Annotated in this window: 12 protein-coding genes; 4 read left to right on the top strand and 8 right to left on the bottom strand. The window is 65.0% G+C overall.

Features of this window, described 5'->3' with window-relative positions:
- Positions 1-39: 39 nt before the first annotated feature.
- Together BJQ90_RS07095 and BJQ90_RS07090 are read right to left on the bottom strand one after the other, a co-directional pair.
- Positions 40-2046: a hydantoinase B/oxoprolinase family protein gene (locus tag BJQ90_RS07095; protein ID WP_226759592.1), complete on the bottom strand. Its 2007-nt coding sequence runs from the start codon at positions 2044-2046 to the stop codon at positions 40-42.
- Positions 2047-2048: 2 nt separating this feature from the next.
- Positions 2049-4103 carry a hydantoinase/oxoprolinase family protein gene (locus BJQ90_RS07090; RefSeq protein ID WP_226759591.1) on the bottom strand — a complete coding sequence of 685 codons (2055 nt, stop codon included), beginning with the start codon at positions 4101-4103 and terminating at the stop codon, positions 2049-2051.
- Positions 4104-4258: 155 nt separating this feature from the next.
- On the opposite strand from BJQ90_RS07090, the gene BJQ90_RS07085 reads away from it, so the two are divergent.
- A complete protein-coding gene (locus BJQ90_RS07085) occupies positions 4259-5857 on the top strand; it encodes a helix-turn-helix domain-containing protein (protein WP_226759590.1) in 1599 nt (532 codons plus the stop codon).
- A gap of 8 nt (positions 5858-5865) precedes the next feature.
- Here BJQ90_RS07085 and BJQ90_RS07080 read toward each other — a convergent pair whose 3' ends face one another.
- Together BJQ90_RS07080 and BJQ90_RS07075 are read right to left on the bottom strand one after the other, a co-directional pair.
- The gene (locus BJQ90_RS07080; protein WP_413463649.1) at positions 5866-7845 is read right to left on the bottom strand and encodes an amino acid transporter; all 1980 of its coding nucleotides are present in this window, start codon (positions 7843-7845) and stop codon (positions 5866-5868) included.
- 159 nt (positions 7846-8004) lie between these two features.
- Entirely contained in the window at positions 8005-8262 is a 258-nt protein-coding gene (locus BJQ90_RS07075) for a hypothetical protein (RefSeq protein WP_226759589.1), read from the bottom strand.
- Positions 8263-8412: 150 nt separating this feature from the next.
- On the opposite strand from BJQ90_RS07075, the gene BJQ90_RS07070 reads away from it, so the two are divergent.
- Positions 8413-9378 carry an amidohydrolase family protein gene (locus BJQ90_RS07070; protein ID WP_226759588.1) on the top strand — a complete coding sequence of 322 codons (966 nt, stop codon included), beginning with the start codon at positions 8413-8415 and terminating at the stop codon, positions 9376-9378.
- A 114-nt stretch (positions 9379-9492) separates the two neighbouring features.
- Here BJQ90_RS07070 and BJQ90_RS07065 read toward each other — a convergent pair whose 3' ends face one another.
- Complete coding sequence (locus BJQ90_RS07065; protein WP_226759587.1) at positions 9493-9834, bottom strand: hypothetical protein; 342 nt, start codon at positions 9832-9834, stop codon at positions 9493-9495.
- A gap of 359 nt (positions 9835-10193) precedes the next feature.
- Here BJQ90_RS07065 and BJQ90_RS07060 point away from each other — a divergent pair, with 359 nt between their 5' ends.
- Together BJQ90_RS07060 and BJQ90_RS07055 are read left to right on the top strand one after the other, a co-directional pair.
- Entirely contained in the window at positions 10194-12710 is a 2517-nt protein-coding gene (locus tag BJQ90_RS07060; RefSeq protein WP_226759586.1) for a molybdopterin oxidoreductase family protein, read from the top strand.
- The gene (locus BJQ90_RS07055) at positions 12707-13168 is read left to right on the top strand and encodes a hypothetical protein (RefSeq protein WP_226759585.1); all 462 of its coding nucleotides are present in this window, start codon (positions 12707-12709) and stop codon (positions 13166-13168) included. The genes BJQ90_RS07060 and BJQ90_RS07055 overlap by 4 nt, the downstream gene beginning before the upstream one ends.
- Positions 13169-13378: 210 nt before the next feature.
- Here BJQ90_RS07055 and BJQ90_RS07050 read toward each other — a convergent pair whose 3' ends face one another.
- The 3 genes from BJQ90_RS07050 to BJQ90_RS07040 form a co-directional block, all read right to left on the bottom strand.
- On the bottom strand, positions 13379-14173 hold the full coding sequence (locus tag BJQ90_RS07050) for a DUF4386 domain-containing protein (protein ID WP_226759584.1): 795 nt from the start codon (positions 14171-14173) through the stop codon (positions 13379-13381).
- 104 nt (positions 14174-14277) lie between these two features.
- On the bottom strand, positions 14278-16494 hold the full coding sequence (locus BJQ90_RS07045; protein ID WP_226759583.1) for a S9 family peptidase: 2217 nt from the start codon (positions 16492-16494) through the stop codon (positions 14278-14280).
- Between the two features lie 85 nt (positions 16495-16579).
- Positions 16580-17451 (bottom strand): LCP family protein (locus BJQ90_RS07040; protein ID WP_226759582.1); only part of this gene is annotated, 872 nt, incomplete at its 5' end.

The raw sequence follows: 17451 nt of genomic DNA, 5'->3' as shown, positions 1-17451 counted from the left end.
CGCGATCAGCGTCGGCGGGACCGGTTGGTCAGAATGCGCTTAGTGCCAATGGGACGAGGAGCGCTTCTCCATGCTCTTGCGGAACTCTGAGGTGGTCTCCGGGAACAGTTCCCCGGTGCCCCAGTCCAGGATCACGCCGTGGCGGCGGATCACGTCGAGCATGCTCACTTCTCCGGAGCGGTACTTCGCCGCCACGACGACCGGATCGGCGGTCAGCCACCCGGGTCGGTCGGCGCGGATCTGCTGGCGCAGAACGGTGCTGGCGGCGGAGTCGATCTCGAACTGGTCCAGTTCGCGGTCGATTTCGCGGATGATGATGCCGTAGTCCTTCGCCGCCCGTTCGATCGACACGTACTCGTCGATGACATCTTCGAGGACTTCGTCGAAGGGGCGTTCCAGGGGATCGCCGTATCCGCCGCCACCAGCGGACGGGCGTGTGAACGAGTCCCCGGACTGCAACGGAACCGCTGAGAAGTTGGAACCGAGGAACTTTTCCTGATCGGTGCCCTTGTTCATCCAGACACCGTGTGGGATGGACGGCAGGCCGCCTTCGATGCCCCACGTGATCGAGCGTGCTCGGTCGCAGCAGTAGCTCATCACGGTCTTCGTCGCGTCGACCAGGGTGCCGCCCTTTTCGATGCCGAGGCCGCCGCGGAACCTGCCGGGGCCGCCGGAATCGGTGGCGATCTGGTGCACGGTGGTCAGGACGGGGGAGAGCCGCTCCTGGCCTTCGATGGGCTGGACCGCCAGGCCGGGGCCGAAGACAGGGGCAGTGGCGCTGGCACCGTCCTTGGAGGCCCGGCCACCCCAGCCACCAGCCATCCAGTCGTACCACATGAAGTACGGGTTATTGTCGGTGCGGCCGTCACGGCCACCCACCAGGAGGTACTCGAGGTTGAACGCACATGCCATGGCCCGCTCGGGCATGATCTGGGACCACAGCTCGAAGATCCCGTTCATCAGCTTTTCGTAGGGACCGGAGCAGAACCCGGTGACCGCGTAGGGCCATCCGGCATTGACGACGGTGCCTTCCGGCCCGATTTCCGCTTCGACGGCGGCGTAAAAGCCGGAGTTCAGCGGAACGTCCGGGAAGAACGTCTTGGTGCCGGCGTAGATGGCCGAGTGGGTGGTGCCGTAACCGGAGTTAAGGAAGGTTTCCACGGCGGGTGCGGAACCGGTCAGGTCGTAGTGGATTCCCTTGCCATCCAAGGTCAGCTTGATCTTGATGGGCACCAGACCCTCACCCTTGCCGGGATCGAAGTCGATGTAGTCGGTCGTTTCCCACTCTCCCTGTGGCAGGTGCTCAAGCCGGCGTCTCACGATTCTTTCGACGTAGTCCTGTGTTTCCTGCATCGCCGAGACAACCGTTGCTTTTGAATACTTGGCCACAAGACGGTGGATTTCACGCTCGCACACGGCGGTCGCTTCTGACTGTGCGTGGAGGTCTCCCATCGCCTGGCGAGGTGCCCGAGTGTTGGAGACCAGGAGTTGGGCGACGTCGTGAAGGAATACACCCTTGCTCCAGATCCGCACGGGAGTGATCCGCAGGCCTTCGCCGAAATGCTCCTTGGCGTTGACATCGAATGAACCCGGGACGTTCCCTCCGATGTCAGCCCAGTGGCCCTTGTTCTGGGCGAAGGCAATCACCTCACCGGCGGAGAAGATCGGCCGGATGAAGCTGACGTCGTTGAAGTGCGTGCCGCCCCGGTAGGGGTCGTTGATGGCGAAGACGTCGCCGGGGTGAATGTCTTTTCCGAATTCTTCTATGACCGCCTTGCACTGGAAGTGCAAGGTACCCACGTGGACGGCAATGTCACCGCTGCCCTGCATGACCGTGTTTCCGTTGGCGTCACAGAGTGCGGAGGAGAAGTCACGGGAATAGATGACGAACGAGTAGCAAGTCCGGAGAATCTGTTCGCTCATCAGGTCGACGCTGGTGACGAAGGCATTCTTCAGCACCTCGAACGTTACGGGGTCAAGGCCTGATGCCTGCCGTGCGTCGGTATGGGCGACATGGAGATCTGGCATGGTGATCACGTCGGTCATGATTAGGCTTCCTGCTCGTCTTGGAACTCTGTGAGGTGGATCCGGATGTTTAGCCACTCGTCGATCTCAGCGGTGGTCCGCGGGGGCAGGACCGTCGTGGAGTCAAGCTGGTCGATGATCGCGGGACCCTCGAACCTCGCGCCGGCGCCGAGCTTGGTGCGGTCGTAGACGGGCGTTTCGACCCAGCCGTCCTTGCCGAAGTACACCGGCCGAACCGAATCGGGCTCGCCAGGCCCGGAGACCCGTTCCGTCGACGGAGCGAAGGAGGGTTTGGGCGTCTTACCGACGGCGGACAGCTGCAGCTGGTAGATTTCCACGGGCTGATCATCCTGGCGGAACGCGAATTCGCGCTCGTGCTGCTGGTGGAAGCTCTGGATGGCTTCCTCCAGAGCACCGTCGCCGGTTCCCATATTCACGGCCAGCGAGCGCCACTGCCCCTGATAGCGCATGGAGATGATCCGCTGCAGGATCGAATTCTCCTCGGAAACGCCTTCGTGGCGGAGCCGGGCAGTGGCCTCCGTTTCCAGGGCCTTGTATTTGCTCTCCAGGTTTTCCGCGTCGGCGTCTGCGGCAACGGCCGAGTACATGGCGGACAGGTCGTGCCTGATGTCCACCAGCAGGCAGCCCAGTGCTGACGTGACGCCGGGGTTGGGCGGTACGACGACGGTGGGAATGTTCAGTTCCCTGGCCACCTCCGCGCCGTGCAGGGCGCCAGCGCCACCGAAGGCGATCAACGCAAAGTCGCGGGGATCATAGCCACGGCGGATGGAGATCAGGCGGACGGCGTCCGCCATGTTGGCGTTTGCGACTTGGAGGATGGCGTGGGCGGCCTCCGCTTCACTCATGTGCAGCGGTTCAGCGATGGCACGCTTGATCACGGCCTGCGAGAGTCCGCGGTCCAGCGTCTTTGCGCCGCCGGCCAAGGTGGATCCGAGCCTGTTAAGGACCACGTTGGCGTCGCAGTTGGTCGGGTCGTCGCCGCCCATGTTGTAGCAGGCGGGCCCCGGGTCGGCACCCGCGGACTGCGGGCCATTTCGAAGCGAACCGGCAATGTCAATGTGGGCAATCGAGCCGCCGCCGGCACCGATGGTGAGAACCTCGATGCTCGGGAAGACGATGGGGTGGCCGTATTCAACCTGCCATTCTTTGGTAATACGGAGCTCACCGTCGGAGACCAGGGCAATATCGGTAGACGTGCCGCCCATGTCCAGGCTCACGGCGTTCTCGAAGCCACACTGCTGGGCGATGTGCTTCGCCGCGATGGCGCCGGCTGCGATGCCCGACGCTGCGAGGCGCACCGGGTAGCGCTTGACCATTCGCGGGGTCATGGAACCGCCGCCGGAGTGCAGGAGCAGCAGGTCGCCGTCGTAACCGCCGGATTCGAGCTCATCGGCGAGGCGGCTGACGTAGCCGGATACCAGGGGTCCCAGCACGGCGTTGGCGACGGCGGTGTTGAAGCGGTCGTGCTCGAAGATTTCGGGCAGGATCTCGGCAGAGGTGGAGACGGTGGCTTCCGGAAGTTCCTCCTCCAGGATTTTCCGCATCCGGATTTCGTGCTCGGCGTTGGCGTAGGAGTTTATGAAGCAGACGGCGATGGTTGTGACGCCGCGCTTACGGAGTACCGCGGCCAGACGGCGGGCCTCGTCTTCGTCCAGGGGAGCGACGATGTTGCCGGCGTAGTCGATCCGCTCGGTCACCTCGAACCTGTCACGGCGGCGGATGTAGGGACCTGTTACGTCGTTGTAGGCGTCCCAAAGGTCGTCTTTCGTACCGTCCCGGATCTCGATGACATCCCTGAACCCCTTTGTAGTGACCATGGCTGCGGCGGGAAAGTTCCGGGTGATCAGGGCGTTCGTTGCTACGGTGGTTCCGTGTGAGAACAGTGACACGTCCGCCAGATTGATCTCGGCACGTTCCACCCCGCTCAGTATCGCCAACATGGGGTCAGCCGGTGTCGACGGGACCTTGGTGACCCGCATGCTTTGTGAATCTTCATCGAAAATGCAGACGTCAGTGAATGTGCCTCCGACGTCGACTGCGACTCTGAGATTGGACATCTAAGTTCCTCCAGGATGCTGATTGGGTACCAACAACCATCCGCTGTGACGTGAGTCTCTGTCACTGGCGAAACTAAAATATAGGGGAGAGTCCGTTGTGAGATTTCCAATCAGCTTCCACTCGGGCCTCCCGTCCCTTCAAGCCAGGAGGCCCGATGCCGGACAAGCCCCCCGTCACGCTTAATGACGTGGTATCAGAAGCTTCCCTAGGCTTGGCACCGGTTGTCCCAGGCAACCCAGCCGCAGTCATAACTGGAGCGCACACCAGTGACATCCACAATCCGGCGGCCTGGCTGGAGCCGAACACCGTTCTGCTGACCACCGGGTTGAGGTTTGTAAATGCAGAACGGGATGAACAGCTGGCTGTGAGACTCGTAGAAGATCTACGGAAGGCCCGGGTCGCAGCTCTGTTCTTCGGCGTCGGGGTCTACTTTGACCATGTGCCCGCAAAGCTGGTGTCGGCCTGCAAACAGGCCGGTTTCGCGTTGTATACCGTGGCGGCCGATGTTCCCTTCCACCGCATCGAGAACTTCATCAACAAGTCGCAGGCATCTCCCGACGCCTATCTGCAAAAGCGCGCACTTTGGCTAAGCAATGACTTGTTGCAGAGTATTTCTGCAGAGAACCCGGTCAAAGCCCTCATCGTCAGACTTGCCGCAGCATGCCGGGGTACAGCGGTGCTTTACGAAGATTCCGGGCGAATCGTCGAAGCCTCCGGCGACGGCCCGACTCACTTGATCTGGAAAGAGTTGCGTAACCGAAAGAACGAGTCTGACCCCATAGTGATTGGCCAGTGGGGAGTCATGGCGCGGCCACTGGTGCTTCGGGGCGATGGCTTCACCCTGGCGGTGGCCAGTAGAAACCACCGCGTTCTGACGGATCTCGGTGATGTGTTGCTGGAAACGACACAGCGGCTCCTGGCCGCAGTGTATGGGATCGTTCAGTTCTCAGATTCCAGAGAAAGGCACGAAAACACGCAGTTGCTCACCATGCTGCAAGACGGCGTGCCGGTTGCCCGCGAGTTCAGGCACTGGGAACGGATGCGCACATTCCGGTTCATACCCTATGCACCAATACGCGCCGTGGTAGCGGTAAATGTCGCCCAGCAGCCATTGGACCCTTCCTTTGCGGAGCGACTCCTGCGAGGAGCCGAAACCAGTGGCATGGGGCTCTTGCTGGCAGAGACCGGGCGAACGCCCGAAAACCCGCCGGGCTTTCATGCGGTGGTGTCGGACTCATCAGCACTGGGCGCTTGGCTGGACTTGACGGACAGGTCTGTTTTCGTCGGCCTGTCCGAACCCTATTCGGATCTTGCCAGGACGCCCGAGGCTTTCCGGGAAGCAGAAGCAGCAGCAGGAATTGCCCGCCGGCAGGTCCAAGCCGCAGCAGGCATCGCCTCCTCCGCAACGTATCAGGGGATCGTCCGGCTGGATGAAGTGGACCCCGCGACCTGGCTCCTTGCACGTCGGCAGTCGCCACAGGACAAGGACAAGCTAAACAGGTTTGTTGAAGCCCTTAGCGTCGACAGCGAACTGAAGCAGACGGTCATCTGCTACCTCGTGAACGACTTGGATGTCGCGAAGGTTGCCGGTGTGTTGTTCGTCCACCCGAACACTGTCCGGTACCGCCTGAAGAAGGCTGAAAACTTGGTAGGCGGGTCCCTCTCGAGCCCACGGATAATTGCCAATCTCTACCTCGCCTTTCACGACGAAATAGTGGCTTTGGGCCAGGCCAGTCACGAACCGCGCGGCTGAAATCTCGGTCACCCCACGTGGATGCGGGGGCGCCGGGCGGGATCCGTCTCGTTCTGCCGGATGATTTCCCGCACGACGGGAGGGGTGTCGCCGCGGCCCAGGAGAAGATAACGCATCAGGTGGGCGAGGGGGTTGCCTTCGGACCATTCGAAGTAAGAGTGCGGAATCACGCCGGTTGTGTCCCTGAGCGCCAGCAGAATCGCGGCGATGGCGTTCGGGGCCGCCGGGCTTTCCACCCGAAGCACACGGTGGCCATCGACATCGACGCCGTGCACGTCGAGGGTCCCGCCGAAGTTGGAAGGGTCGATGATGTCGATTTCGAGGAAAATGATGTCAGCGGTCCCGGGAACAGCGTTCTGGCCCCGCTGGTCCGTTTCCTTCTCAGCATATTCCTGGGCGTCCCCGGTCTGCCGGCGGTGGGCAATCAGGTTGAGCGCCCCGTCGTAGTCCAGTGAGTCGGCGATGAAGCGGCGGGCGGTGTCGTCGAACCTGATGAGGTCCGCGCGCAGTTCCGTGGTCCGCGCCACCCGGGAGACCAGCGAGATCGCGATGATGCCCAGGATGAAGAACGCCGAGATGGTGATTCCGTCGGGTTTCTCGATGACGTTCGCAGCCAGTGCGTAGAGCAGGATCAGTGAGAGCAGCACGAAGGCATAGCCGGCCCTGCGTTGGCCCCGGCGGAGGGCAGATATGGTGACGGCGATTGAGCCGGAGACCATCATGGCCAGGATGCCGGTGGCGTATGCGCCGGCCTGCGCGTTCACGTCAGCGTTGAAGCCGATGGTGATCAGGATGCTCACCGCGGTGTAGACGAGGACCACGGGGCGGACCGCCCGCCCCCATTCCGGGGCCATGCCGTAAGAAGGGAGGTAGCGCGGGACAATGTTGATCAGGCCGGCCATGGCCGATGCGCCGGCAAACCACAGGATCAAGATGCTGCTGACGTCATAGACCGTTCCGAAGGTGTTTCCGAGTTGCTCGTGTGCGAGGTAGGCCAGTGCCCGTCCGCTGGCCTCACCGCCTGGCTGGAATTTCTCGGCCGGTATCAGGACGGTGGTGACGAAGCTGCTGCCCAGAAGATAGACGCTCATGATTGCCGCGGCCGTGGTGAGCAGCCGGCGGGTGTTCCGCACCCGGGACGCGAGGCGCTCCTCGGGCGTCGTGCCTTTGGCGGCCACCAGCGGCATCATGCTGACACCCGTCTCGAATCCGGACAGGCCCAGGACCAACAGCGGAAACGCAATCAGGGCGGGCCCCAGGAGGTCCCCGATGCTGCCACGGGAAGAAAGATCCCCGGTCCAGGTGGCCATCGCGCCAGGGTTGTTGATGACCTCGATGATGCCGGCGACGATGACGACGGCGTTCAGGACCAGGAATACTGCCACCAGCGGGATGGCAACCACCACGGCTTCGCTGAATCCCAGGAGGAAAACGCCGCCCAGTATGAGCAACAGGACCACTGTGATGGGGACGGCCTGGCCGTGCAGGAATTCTGGGAGATAGGGATTCTCGAGCATGTGCACCGTGGCGTCTGCCGAGGAGAGGGTGATGGTGATGATCCAGGACGTGGCGACAAATCCGAGCAGCACCAGCACAAAGATCTTTCCCCGCCAGAAGGGCAGCAGGTTTTCAAGCATTGCCACCGACCCCTGGCCGTGCGGGCTCTCCTGGGCCACCCTCCGGTACATCGGCAGCATGCCCAGCAGAGTCAGAGCAACAATCAGGAGGGTCGCCAGCGGAGACAAGGCGCCCGCCGCGAGGGCTGCGATCGCCGGCAGGTAGGACAGCGTCGAGAAGTAGTCGACGCCGGTAAGGCACATGACCTTCCACCATGCCTGCGGATGGGAGTGGTCTTCCGGGGTCTCCGGCCCGATCACCGGCTGGACACGATGCTTCAGCAACCACCGCACCAGAGGGTTTCCGGTGTCGGTCTCCGGCCGGGACCGTCGCACCTCTGCCGGTATGGTTTGGTGGCCTGTAGCGCTCATCTGCGTCTCCTCATAACTCGCCGGGCGCAGCGTATTCAAAATGGCCGACACCTCGGCAATTGAACCTAATCCGCGGGCAGGCCTGAAATGACCGCTTCCCTGAATTCTTTACGCTTTCCTAACGCTGGCGGCTCACGTCGAACGCCAGGGCAGCAGCGGTCAGCCGCCACCGTTCTGGATGGCGGCGCCGTCGCCTCCATCAACTGTGGCCTCGGCAACGGTTTCTCTTTCGGGTGTCCGGGGCGTGCCATGGGGGTGTTCGTTCTTGTGGCGCGCTTCATCCAAGTGATGCTCCAGCTTTTCCTCCGCCTCACGCCGACGCTGCCCGACAGTGCGTAGCTGCTGCGTCGTCGGCACTGCATGGGCATGCTGGTGCGGCCCAAGGTCCTGCGCCGGCCCGTCGTGTTTCTCGCTCATATGAGCATCCTCCCATTGGAGTGTTTTCGCGGGAAGACCCGTCCGGGGCTGCGCGGTTCTCGATGGCGTCCGGCGAGTAGATTGTAAGCATCCGCTGTCGATTGACGGGCCCGCGGATCAGCGAGTCGAGTACGTTGGGCAGGGATTCGGATGAGCCGGCCGCACCGCATAGATACTCACCAGCACATCGTTCCGCCGGGGTATGCGCGTTGGATGCACCAGAAGGGCATCCGCCCCGGTGGCTTGGGCCTGCCGTCGTGGTCGGAGCGCTCGGCGTTGAAGTTCATGGACGGGAGCGACGTGCAGACGGGGATCCTGTCCCTGTCCACTCCCGGCGTCTACCTCGGGGACGCCCTCGAAGGGCGGCGACGGGCGCGGGAGGTCAATGAGTACACCGCAGAGGTGGTGGCCGGCCGGCCGGATCGATTCGGGTTCTTCGCGACACTTACCTTGCCGGACGTGGAAGGGGCCCTAACCGAGGCCGAGTACGCCTTGGACAGCCTGCATGCCGACGGCATCGTGCTGCTGGCCAACCATGACGGACGCTACCTTGGCGACCCGGACTTCGAGCCGCTGCTGGAGTTCCTGCACCGCCGCCGGGCCGTCGTGTTCATTCACCCTGGCGAACTTCCCGCTCCGGCGGTGCCGGGGATCCCCACCTTCGCCGCGGACTTCCTGCTCGATACCACCCGCGCCGCTATCAGCTTGATCCTGTCCGGAGCGGTGGAGAAGTACTCGGGAATCAAGTTCCTCCTGGCCCACGCGGGCGGCTTCGCGCCGTACATCGCCTTCAGGATCCTGCTCACGATGCTTAATAACAGGGACCTGGCCCTCAGCGCGCTGGCCGCGCTGACCGATGCGAAGCAATCCATCCTGCGGCGGTTTTACTACGACCTCGCCCTGTCCGCAAGCCCGACGACGCTGCCAACCTTGCTCGAGGTCGCTGACCCTCGCCGCATCACATACGGCACTGACTTCCCGTTCGCACCGTCGATGGCGATCGGGCTCCTGAACACGCAATACGAGAACTACCCGATGGAACCCTCCCTGCGCGCGGCGATCGACCGCGGCAATGCGGAGTCGCTCTTCCCGCGGCTGAAGCACAGCCAAGGCTAAAACGATCAGGAGCAGGCGGGACCCCGATCGCCTGAGTCAGGCACCGACCCTCGAAGCACGCGTCTTGCTCTAGGAGTCCCGGGCTGAGTTGGGCCCAGAGGGCGAAAGGGCCAGTCAGTCGTCGGCGGGCTCGGGTTCCCTGTCATCGACGACGTCGGTCCCCGCCGACCCCTGTTCCCCTGCCGCTGCTGCGATCTCTTCGGCCGGCACCCCGGCGGCCAGGGCAGCAGCAACCTGAGCGCCGCACGCGGCTTTTGCCTGGTCAAGGGCCCATTCAGCCGCCTCGACCTCGCCGACGCGGGTGATCACTGCCGCTAGCAGCGTCTCGTGTAAGGCCAGCAGGTCAGCGGCAGCCTTGTTGGACCCGGGCGGCGCCTGCTCGTATTCTCCGTCGAGAGCCCAATCGACCTGCGCGATAGACAGCGGAGGAGTGTTTGAATCGGTGAACGGTTCCACTGGGGCGGCCTTCCACGACGCGCAAAGCAATGCTCCCGGTCGCTGAGCGGAAAAGGTCTCTGGGGACCACCAGACTGGATCAGTCCGTCTACTAAAACTGAGCGTACACAGCAAGCATCGGAAAAAGTAGTGCGCCCGTTGTCCCTGCTGGCGGATCGCCGTGACTCCCGGACCCTGCGGGCGAGGTCCACGTCACAAAAGGGTCTGTACTACTACCAAGCTTGCTGATAAAGCTTGACTCGGGCAACCATCGGGATCCAGTCAAAATACACATAACTGAACCCGGCAGCCCACATAACCCATCCGGATGCATTGAAGCGGGAACGAAAAGCGACAGGCCAGCACAGAGGAGGACAACCGTGGTTGACCGGATTGCCGGGATTTGGGGCACGAGGACCCCGTACGCGAAAGACGGGCTGTGGCCGGTGCGGGTGGACCAGTCGCTGAGTGAGGGGGTCACCGAGTCCGACGTCGACCGCTGGGTCCAGTCCGCCTGTGTGCTCTGCAGTAACGGCTGCGCGTGCGATATCGCGGTGAAGGGCGGAGCGATGGTCGGCATCCGCGGCCGCGCCGGGGACCTGGTCAATCACGGCCGTCTCGGGCCCAAGGGCCTGTTCGCGAGCTGGCAGGGGGTATCCCACCGGGACCGGCTCCAACGGCCCCTCATCCGGGAAGACGGCCGGCTCGTCGAATGCGACTGGGACACCGCCATGAACCGCATCACCGAGCGGAGCCGGCAGCTGCTCCAGGAGCGCGGGCCGCTCAGCCACGGCTTCTACACCAGCGGCCAGCTCTTCCTCGAGGAGTACTACGCCCTGGCTGTCCTTGGAAAGGCCGGCATCGGAACCCCGCACATGGACGGCAACACCCGCCTGTGCACCGCCACCGCGGCGGCAGCGCTGAAGGAAACATTCGGGGCCGACGGGCAGCCCGGCACCTATGCGGACATCGACAGCTGCGACGCGATGTTCCTCTACGGACACAACATGGCCGAAACGCAGACCGTGCTGTGGTCCCGCGTGCTGGACCGCATCGCCGGACCCGACCGGCCCAAGATCGTCTGCATCGACCCGCGCGACACGGAGGTGGCCCGGCATTCGGATGTCCACCTCGCCGTCCGGCCAGGCACCAATCTCGCCCTCATGAACGCCCTCGTCCACGAAGTCCTGGCGAACGGCTGGCTCGACGCGGAGTACGTGAATGAGCACACGGTGGGGTTGGAGGAGCTGAAAGCCACCGTCGAGCCCTGGACAGCCGAGGCCGCGGCGGCAGTCTGCGATGTGAGCGCCGCGGACATCCGGGAGGCTGCGCGGATCTTCGGCACCTCTTCCCGTGTCCTGTCCACGGTCCTTCAGGGGTTCTACCAGTCCGCGCAGGCCACCGCCGCCTCCTGCCAGGTCAACAACCTGCACCTGCTCCGCGGGCTGCTCGGGCGCCCCGGCTGCGGAATCCTGCAGATGAACGGCCAGCCCACCGCCCAGAACAACCGTGAATGCGGGGCAGACGGTGACCTCCCGGGCTTCCGGAACTGGGAGAACCCCGACCACATCCAGGAACTCGCCGACCTCTGGGACGTGGACCCCCTGACCATCCCACATTGGGCCCCGCCGACGCACGCGATGCAGATTTTCCGCTACGCCGAACAGGGCTCCATCGAATTCCTCTGGATCTCGGCAACCAACCCGGCCGTCTCCATGCCTGACCTGCCGCGGATCCGGAACATCCTGGCCAAGCCCGATCTCTTCCTGGTGGTCCAGGACCTTTACCTGACCGAGACCGCGCAGGCCGCCGACGTCGTCTTGCCGGCGGCGGGCTGGGGCGAAAAGACGGGGACGTTCACGAACGTCAACCGCACCGTCCACCTCTCGGACAAAGCGGTAGAACCCCCAGGGGAGGCACGGAGCGACCTGGAGATCTTTCTCGACTACGCGCGCCGGATGGAGTTCACTACCCTGCAGGGTGACCCGTTGCTGCCTTGGACCGGCCCGGAGGACGCCTTCCAGGCGTGGAAGGAGTGTTCCCGGGGCCGGCCCTGCGACTACAGCGGCATGAGCTACGACCGGCTCCGCGGCGGCAGCGGCATCCCGTGGCCCTGCAACGATGAGAACCCGGACGGCCGCGAGCGGCTCTACGCGGACGGAGTCTTCCCCACGGACCCGAATTACTGCGAAAGCTACGGGCACGACCTGTTGACGGGCGCCACCGTCGGCGCCGAGTCGTTCCGTGCCAGCGTCCCGCGCGGCCGGGCCATCCTGAAGGCCGCGGACTACCATCCCCCGCACGAGGAGCCCGACGGCGAATACCCGCTGCGCTACACCACCGGCCGGACCGCCTACCACTTCCACACCCGGACCAAGACCGGAAGATCCCGCCCCCTGACACAGGCCGCGCCCAGCGCCTGGGTGGAAATCGGCCCGGACGACGCCGGGCGGCTGGGGATCCGCGAAGGTGACCTGGTCCGGGTGACGTCGCGGCGGGGCCGGATCGAAGTCCCGGCGCGGGTCAGCGACATCCGCAACGGCACCGTCTTCGCACCGTTCCACTACGGCTACTGGGACGCGGACGGCGCTCCCGGGGAACACCCGACGGCCGCGAACGAATTGACGATCACAGAGTGGGACCCGGTGTCCAAGCAGCCGGTCTTCAAGAACGCGGCCGTGAAGGTGGAGAAGATCGCCGACGCCGCCGGGCCCGCACCGGCGCCGACCACGACGGCGTCCCGTCCCGCCGCAGCCGGAATGAAGCGGGTACCGCCGACCACCGGGGGCAGCGGCGCCGAAGCCACGGAGCTGTTCAACGCGGCCCCGCCGCCCCGCTTCCCGGAATCGATTAACTCAGTCGCCATCAACCGCAGCGGACAGGAGAGCCGGCCATGAACCTGAGCATCTATCTGGGGATGCTTCACCAGGCCGAAACGACCCTGGCCGAATCCTTCCGCCAGGTCGCGTCGGGGCACGGCGCCGAACCCGACGTGCACTTCCTGTGCCACACCCTGGCACAGCAGTGTGAGGAGCACAGCCGCCTGCTGCTGCCGGTCGTTCAACGCTACGGCGAAGACCTCTCTGACAGCGAACCGGAGCGCCTGCATGCCGAGGGGCTTTCCACCACGCGGCAGGGGCCGGTGGGGCTTCTGCGGGACCTGCAGGACCTGTACCTGCTGGCCAGCCTTGTCGACGTGACCTGGACGATGGTCAAACAGGCCGGTTCGGCCCTCCGGGACCGCGAGCTCCTCGACGTCGTGGCCCGGTGTGGCGGGGAAACCGCAGTCCAGTTGCGCTGGCTGCAGACGCGGATGAAGCAGGCCGCCCCGCAGGCCCTGCTCGTTGCGCGCTAAGGTGCCTTGTTTCGGAGGGCGAACGCCATGCCCATGACGCCGTCCCTGCTGAAACGGCTCCAGTCGCCGCCGGAGCGCTCTCCGTGGCGCTCACCACGCTGGCCCTGACCTGGCTTCGCAGGCCACACCCGCCGGCGGGGGGCGACGACGCTCATCGTCAGCCTCGGGATCCTGACCACGCCAACCCAGCTGCTGTCCATGGACGGTGAGCTAGTCAGGGTCAGTTCGGCTGGCGGGCGAGGCGACGGCGGCGGTAGCGAGCATTGCGCCCGTAATGGGTGACGGCCTGAAGCCCTTGACTACAAGCCATAGGCCAAGCGAGAACTCCCAAAGAGCGATCGGGAGCGCGGCGAGCAGGGTCACGGTGGAGATTCGGTCGATGACGCCGAACATCGTCAGGATGACGGCAGCGAACTGTAGGGGAGCTCCGATGAGTCCAAGCACGGGAAGGGCACGCGGCACCAGGCCCGAGCGGTACAGCAAGGTCCCCAGCAACACAGCGTTCACGGCTGGCATGAGGCTCTGGCCGAGCAGAAACGTTCCGTTATAGAACACGACGAGCCCATCGCCCACAGTGGTCAACGATGTCGCTTCCGCTCCGGAGACGCCGGCTTGCTGCAAGGTAACGAGGGAGAGGATGCTCGCGACGCCGGCGAAGATCATGGCGGCTTCAATCGTGCGACTGGCGACAAAGCCCAGCGCCATGGCTTCGTTTTGCCGCTTGATCACCGGGAACAGCGTGACGGCGGTGCCGATTCCGGCGAGGCCGACGATCACCTCGAGCAAGCCTCCCCAGAGCGCGCCAGTGTCGGCAGTGGAGCTGATGATAAAGCCCTGGCCCTTCACCGGACCGTACAGTGTGAGCGTGGGGATCGAAACAAAGGTAATCAGGTAGAAGATACCTGCCACGAGTGCGGTCTTCCTCATTGAAGTCACCGGAACGCCTTCCGTTGTTGGCGCGATGGCGGGCGAGCGATTGCCCGCCCAGTTGTTCGGCTGCGGCATACCTTGTGCCGACCTTCAACTGGGTCCCAGTGTCGTGCTCGGGTGAACCCCCGTCAATGGCTTGGTTTTTGTGGCGAATGGGCGGGTCCCCGGCGGAGGGCGGCCTACTTAACCCCGGCCCCCGGCAGCAGCTCGGTCGCGCCCATGGAGTCGGCGACGAACGCGTAGTCCCAGGCCCGTTCCTTCCACTGCACGTAGCGGCCCGAGGCGCCGCCGTGGCCGCCCTCCATTTCGATCTTCATCACGATCGGCTCGCTGCCGGTGTTCAGTTCGCGCAGCCGCTGCACCCACTTGGCGGGCTCCACGTAGAGCACCCGGGTGTCGTTGAACGAGGTGACAGCGGCGATCTTGGGGTACGCCACCGCGCGGACGTTCTCGTACGGCGTGTAGGACTTCATGTACTCGTACACGTCGCGGTCGGTGATCGGGTTGCCCCATTCCTCCCACTCCAGCGCGGAGAGCGGCAGGTTGGGATCCAGGATGGTGGTCAGGGCGTCCACGAACGGCACGGCCGCCACGATCGCCGCGTACTTCTCCGGGGCCAGGTTCGCCACGGCGCCCATCAGCAGGCCGCCGGCCGAGCCGCCCATCGCCGCAATCCGGGAAGGATCCACCCAGCCGGACTCCGCCAGCCAGTCGGTGGCCGCGATGAAGTCCGTGAAGGTGTTCTTCTTCTGCAGCTTCTTGCCGGTGTCGTACCAGTGCCGGCCCAGTTCCCCGCCGCCGCGGATGTGCGCGATCACGAACACGATGCCCCGGTCCAGCAGGGACAGCCGGGGGATCCCGAAGCTCGGATCCATGCTCATCTCGTAGGAGCCGTAGCCGTACACCAGTCCGGCCGCCGTCGAATCCTGCTTGACGGAGGCGTGCCGCAGCACGGAGAGCGGGATGCGGGTCCCGTCGGAGGCCACCGCCCACTCGCGGGTGGCGACATAGTCAGTGGCGGAGTAGCCGCCGAGCACCGGGCTTTCCTTGCGCAGCAGCAGCTCGCCGGCGGGCTGCTCCGCGGTGGGCAGCACAAAGTCGTAGACCCGGGACGGCGTGAAGTAGGATGTGTAGCCCATCCGGATCACGGGGGCCTCGTAGTCGGAGCCGGCCACCCCTGCGGTGTAGAGCTCCTCCTCGAAGGCGGGCTCCACCGGTGCGCCCTGCTCCGGCGTGCCCAGCCCGGCCAGCGGCAGGACCTGCACGCGCTCGATCGTGTCCTTGCGGATGGAGACCACCAGGTGCGTCGAGGTGACGCCGGCGCCGTTGACCCGCACCTCGCCGGAGTGCTCGACGACGGTGGTCCAGTGCTGCTCGGCGAGCGGCTTGGCGAGCTCGGCCGGGTCCACCAGGGAGACCATGGAATTGATGGCGTCCTTGTTGTGGGTCAGGACGATCGCCTCGTCCTGCGTCCCGGAGGCGTCGGCCAGCAGGAACGGCTCCGCCTCGTAGAGGATGCGTTCGTCCCGGGAGATCACGGTGCTGAGTCCGGCGTCGAGCGCGTCGAAGCGCAGCAGCCGGGTCTCGCTGAATTCCGAGCAGCCGATGCCCAGCACCAGGTGGCGCCGGTCTGCGGAGAGCTCGAAGCCCAGCCACATGGCGACGTCGTCCTCCTGGTAGATGACCTCGTCCGCCTCGACGGGCGTGCCGAGCACGTGGGCCTTGACCTGGTAGGGCCGCCAGGCGTCGTCCACCACGGTATAGAAGATCCGGGTGCCGTCGGGGGAGAAGGAGATGCCGTAGAAGACGTTCTCGATCACGTCGGGCAGGAGTTCCCCGGTGCGCAGGTCCTTGATCCGCATGTTGAAGCGCTCGTCGCCGGCGTTGTCCACGGCGTAGGCGTAGAGGTTCCCGTCGATGGTCACGGCGGCGCCGCCGACGGCGAAGAACGGCTTGCCCTCAGCCTCGACGTTGCAGTCCAGCAGGATTTCCTCGCCCGGAACCTCGACTCCGACCTCGACGGCGGGGGGCGTCCAGTCGGCGACGCGGTCCCCGGTGTCCTGGGGCCGGACGCGGCACTGGATGCCGTATTCCTTGCCTTCCACCGAGCGGGTGTAGTACCACCAGCCGTCCTTGCGGTTGGGCACGGAGAGATCTGTCTCCTGGGTGCGGGCCTTAATCTCCTGGAAGATGGCCTCGCGCAGCGGCTCCTGGTGGGCCGTCACGGCCTCCTGGTAGGCGTTCTCGGCCTTGAGCAGGTCCACCACCTCCGCTGATTCCTTGTTCCGCAGCCACTCGTAGTTGTCCTCGAAGGCGTCGCCGTGGTGCGTGCGGACGGCGGGGATTTTCTTGGCAACCGGGGGCTGCGGGGACGGCTGCACAGGAGTCTGGGTCATGGTTCCAATCTACCGCCGGGGCAGGGGGAGTCCATTGCAGGCCTGGCCGCGCCCCGGCAGCCCATCTCGCCGCTGTCCCGGCGGGTCAGTTGCCGTTCTGCAGGTTGTTGGCGGCGACGTAGTCGGCCAGGGTCCCGGAGGACAGCGCGGCGGAGACTGCGGCGGTGGCGGCGGGGTCCTGCAGGACGATGGACTGGCCGTCCCGGCTGGTCCCCACGCCGGCGGTGGGAAGAGTGAAGAACACGGCGTTGCCGGGGGCCGTGGCGCGCAGGCTGAAGGCGAGGTGCTCCAGCGTCTCCACATTCAGTCCCGGGGACACCGTGACGTGGGGGAGGACGGTGGAGACCAGCTGCTTGACGGTGTTGCGGTCCTGCAGCCCGCCTTCGGCCGCCAGCTTGGCCATCACGGCCTTGAGGAAGGTCTGCTGGTTGCGGACCCGCTGGTAGTCGCCGTCGGCGAAGGCATGGCGCTCGCGGACGTAGGCCAGTGCCTGCAGCCCGTTGAGTTTGTTCACGCCGGCGGGAAAGTACACGTAGTCATCGACGGTCCCCTGAAAGGCCTGCTTGATGTCCACGTCCACCCCGCCGAGGGCATCGGTCATGGCGGCGAAGCCCTGGAAGTCCAGCATCACGGTGTGGTCGATGTGCTGGCCCAGCAGGGACTCGACGGTCTGCGTCATGAGGGGCACACCGCCGAGCTCGAGCCCGGCGTTGACCTTGGCCGCGCCGTGGCCGGGGATGTCCACCCAGAGGTCGCGCATGATGGAGATGCCGTAGAGGCTCTGCCGGTCTGCCGGGAGGTGGATGAAGACCAGGGCGTCCCCGCGCTGGTCGGACGCTTCGCCGGAGGCGGCGACGGCCCGGGCGTTACCCCGGCTGTCGCTGCCGATCAGCAGGATGTTGAGCGCGGCGGGCGGCGGATCCGTGGTCGGGGTCGGAGTCGGGGTGGGTTCCGGGG

Origin of the sequence: Arthrobacter sp. SO3 (genome assembly GCF_020532825.1) — a bacterium.
Lineage (GTDB): Bacteria > Actinomycetota > Actinomycetes > Actinomycetales > Micrococcaceae > Arthrobacter.
The sequence above is the reverse complement of the archived record's forward strand: the minus strand, read 5'-3'. Positions and strand labels throughout refer to the sequence as shown.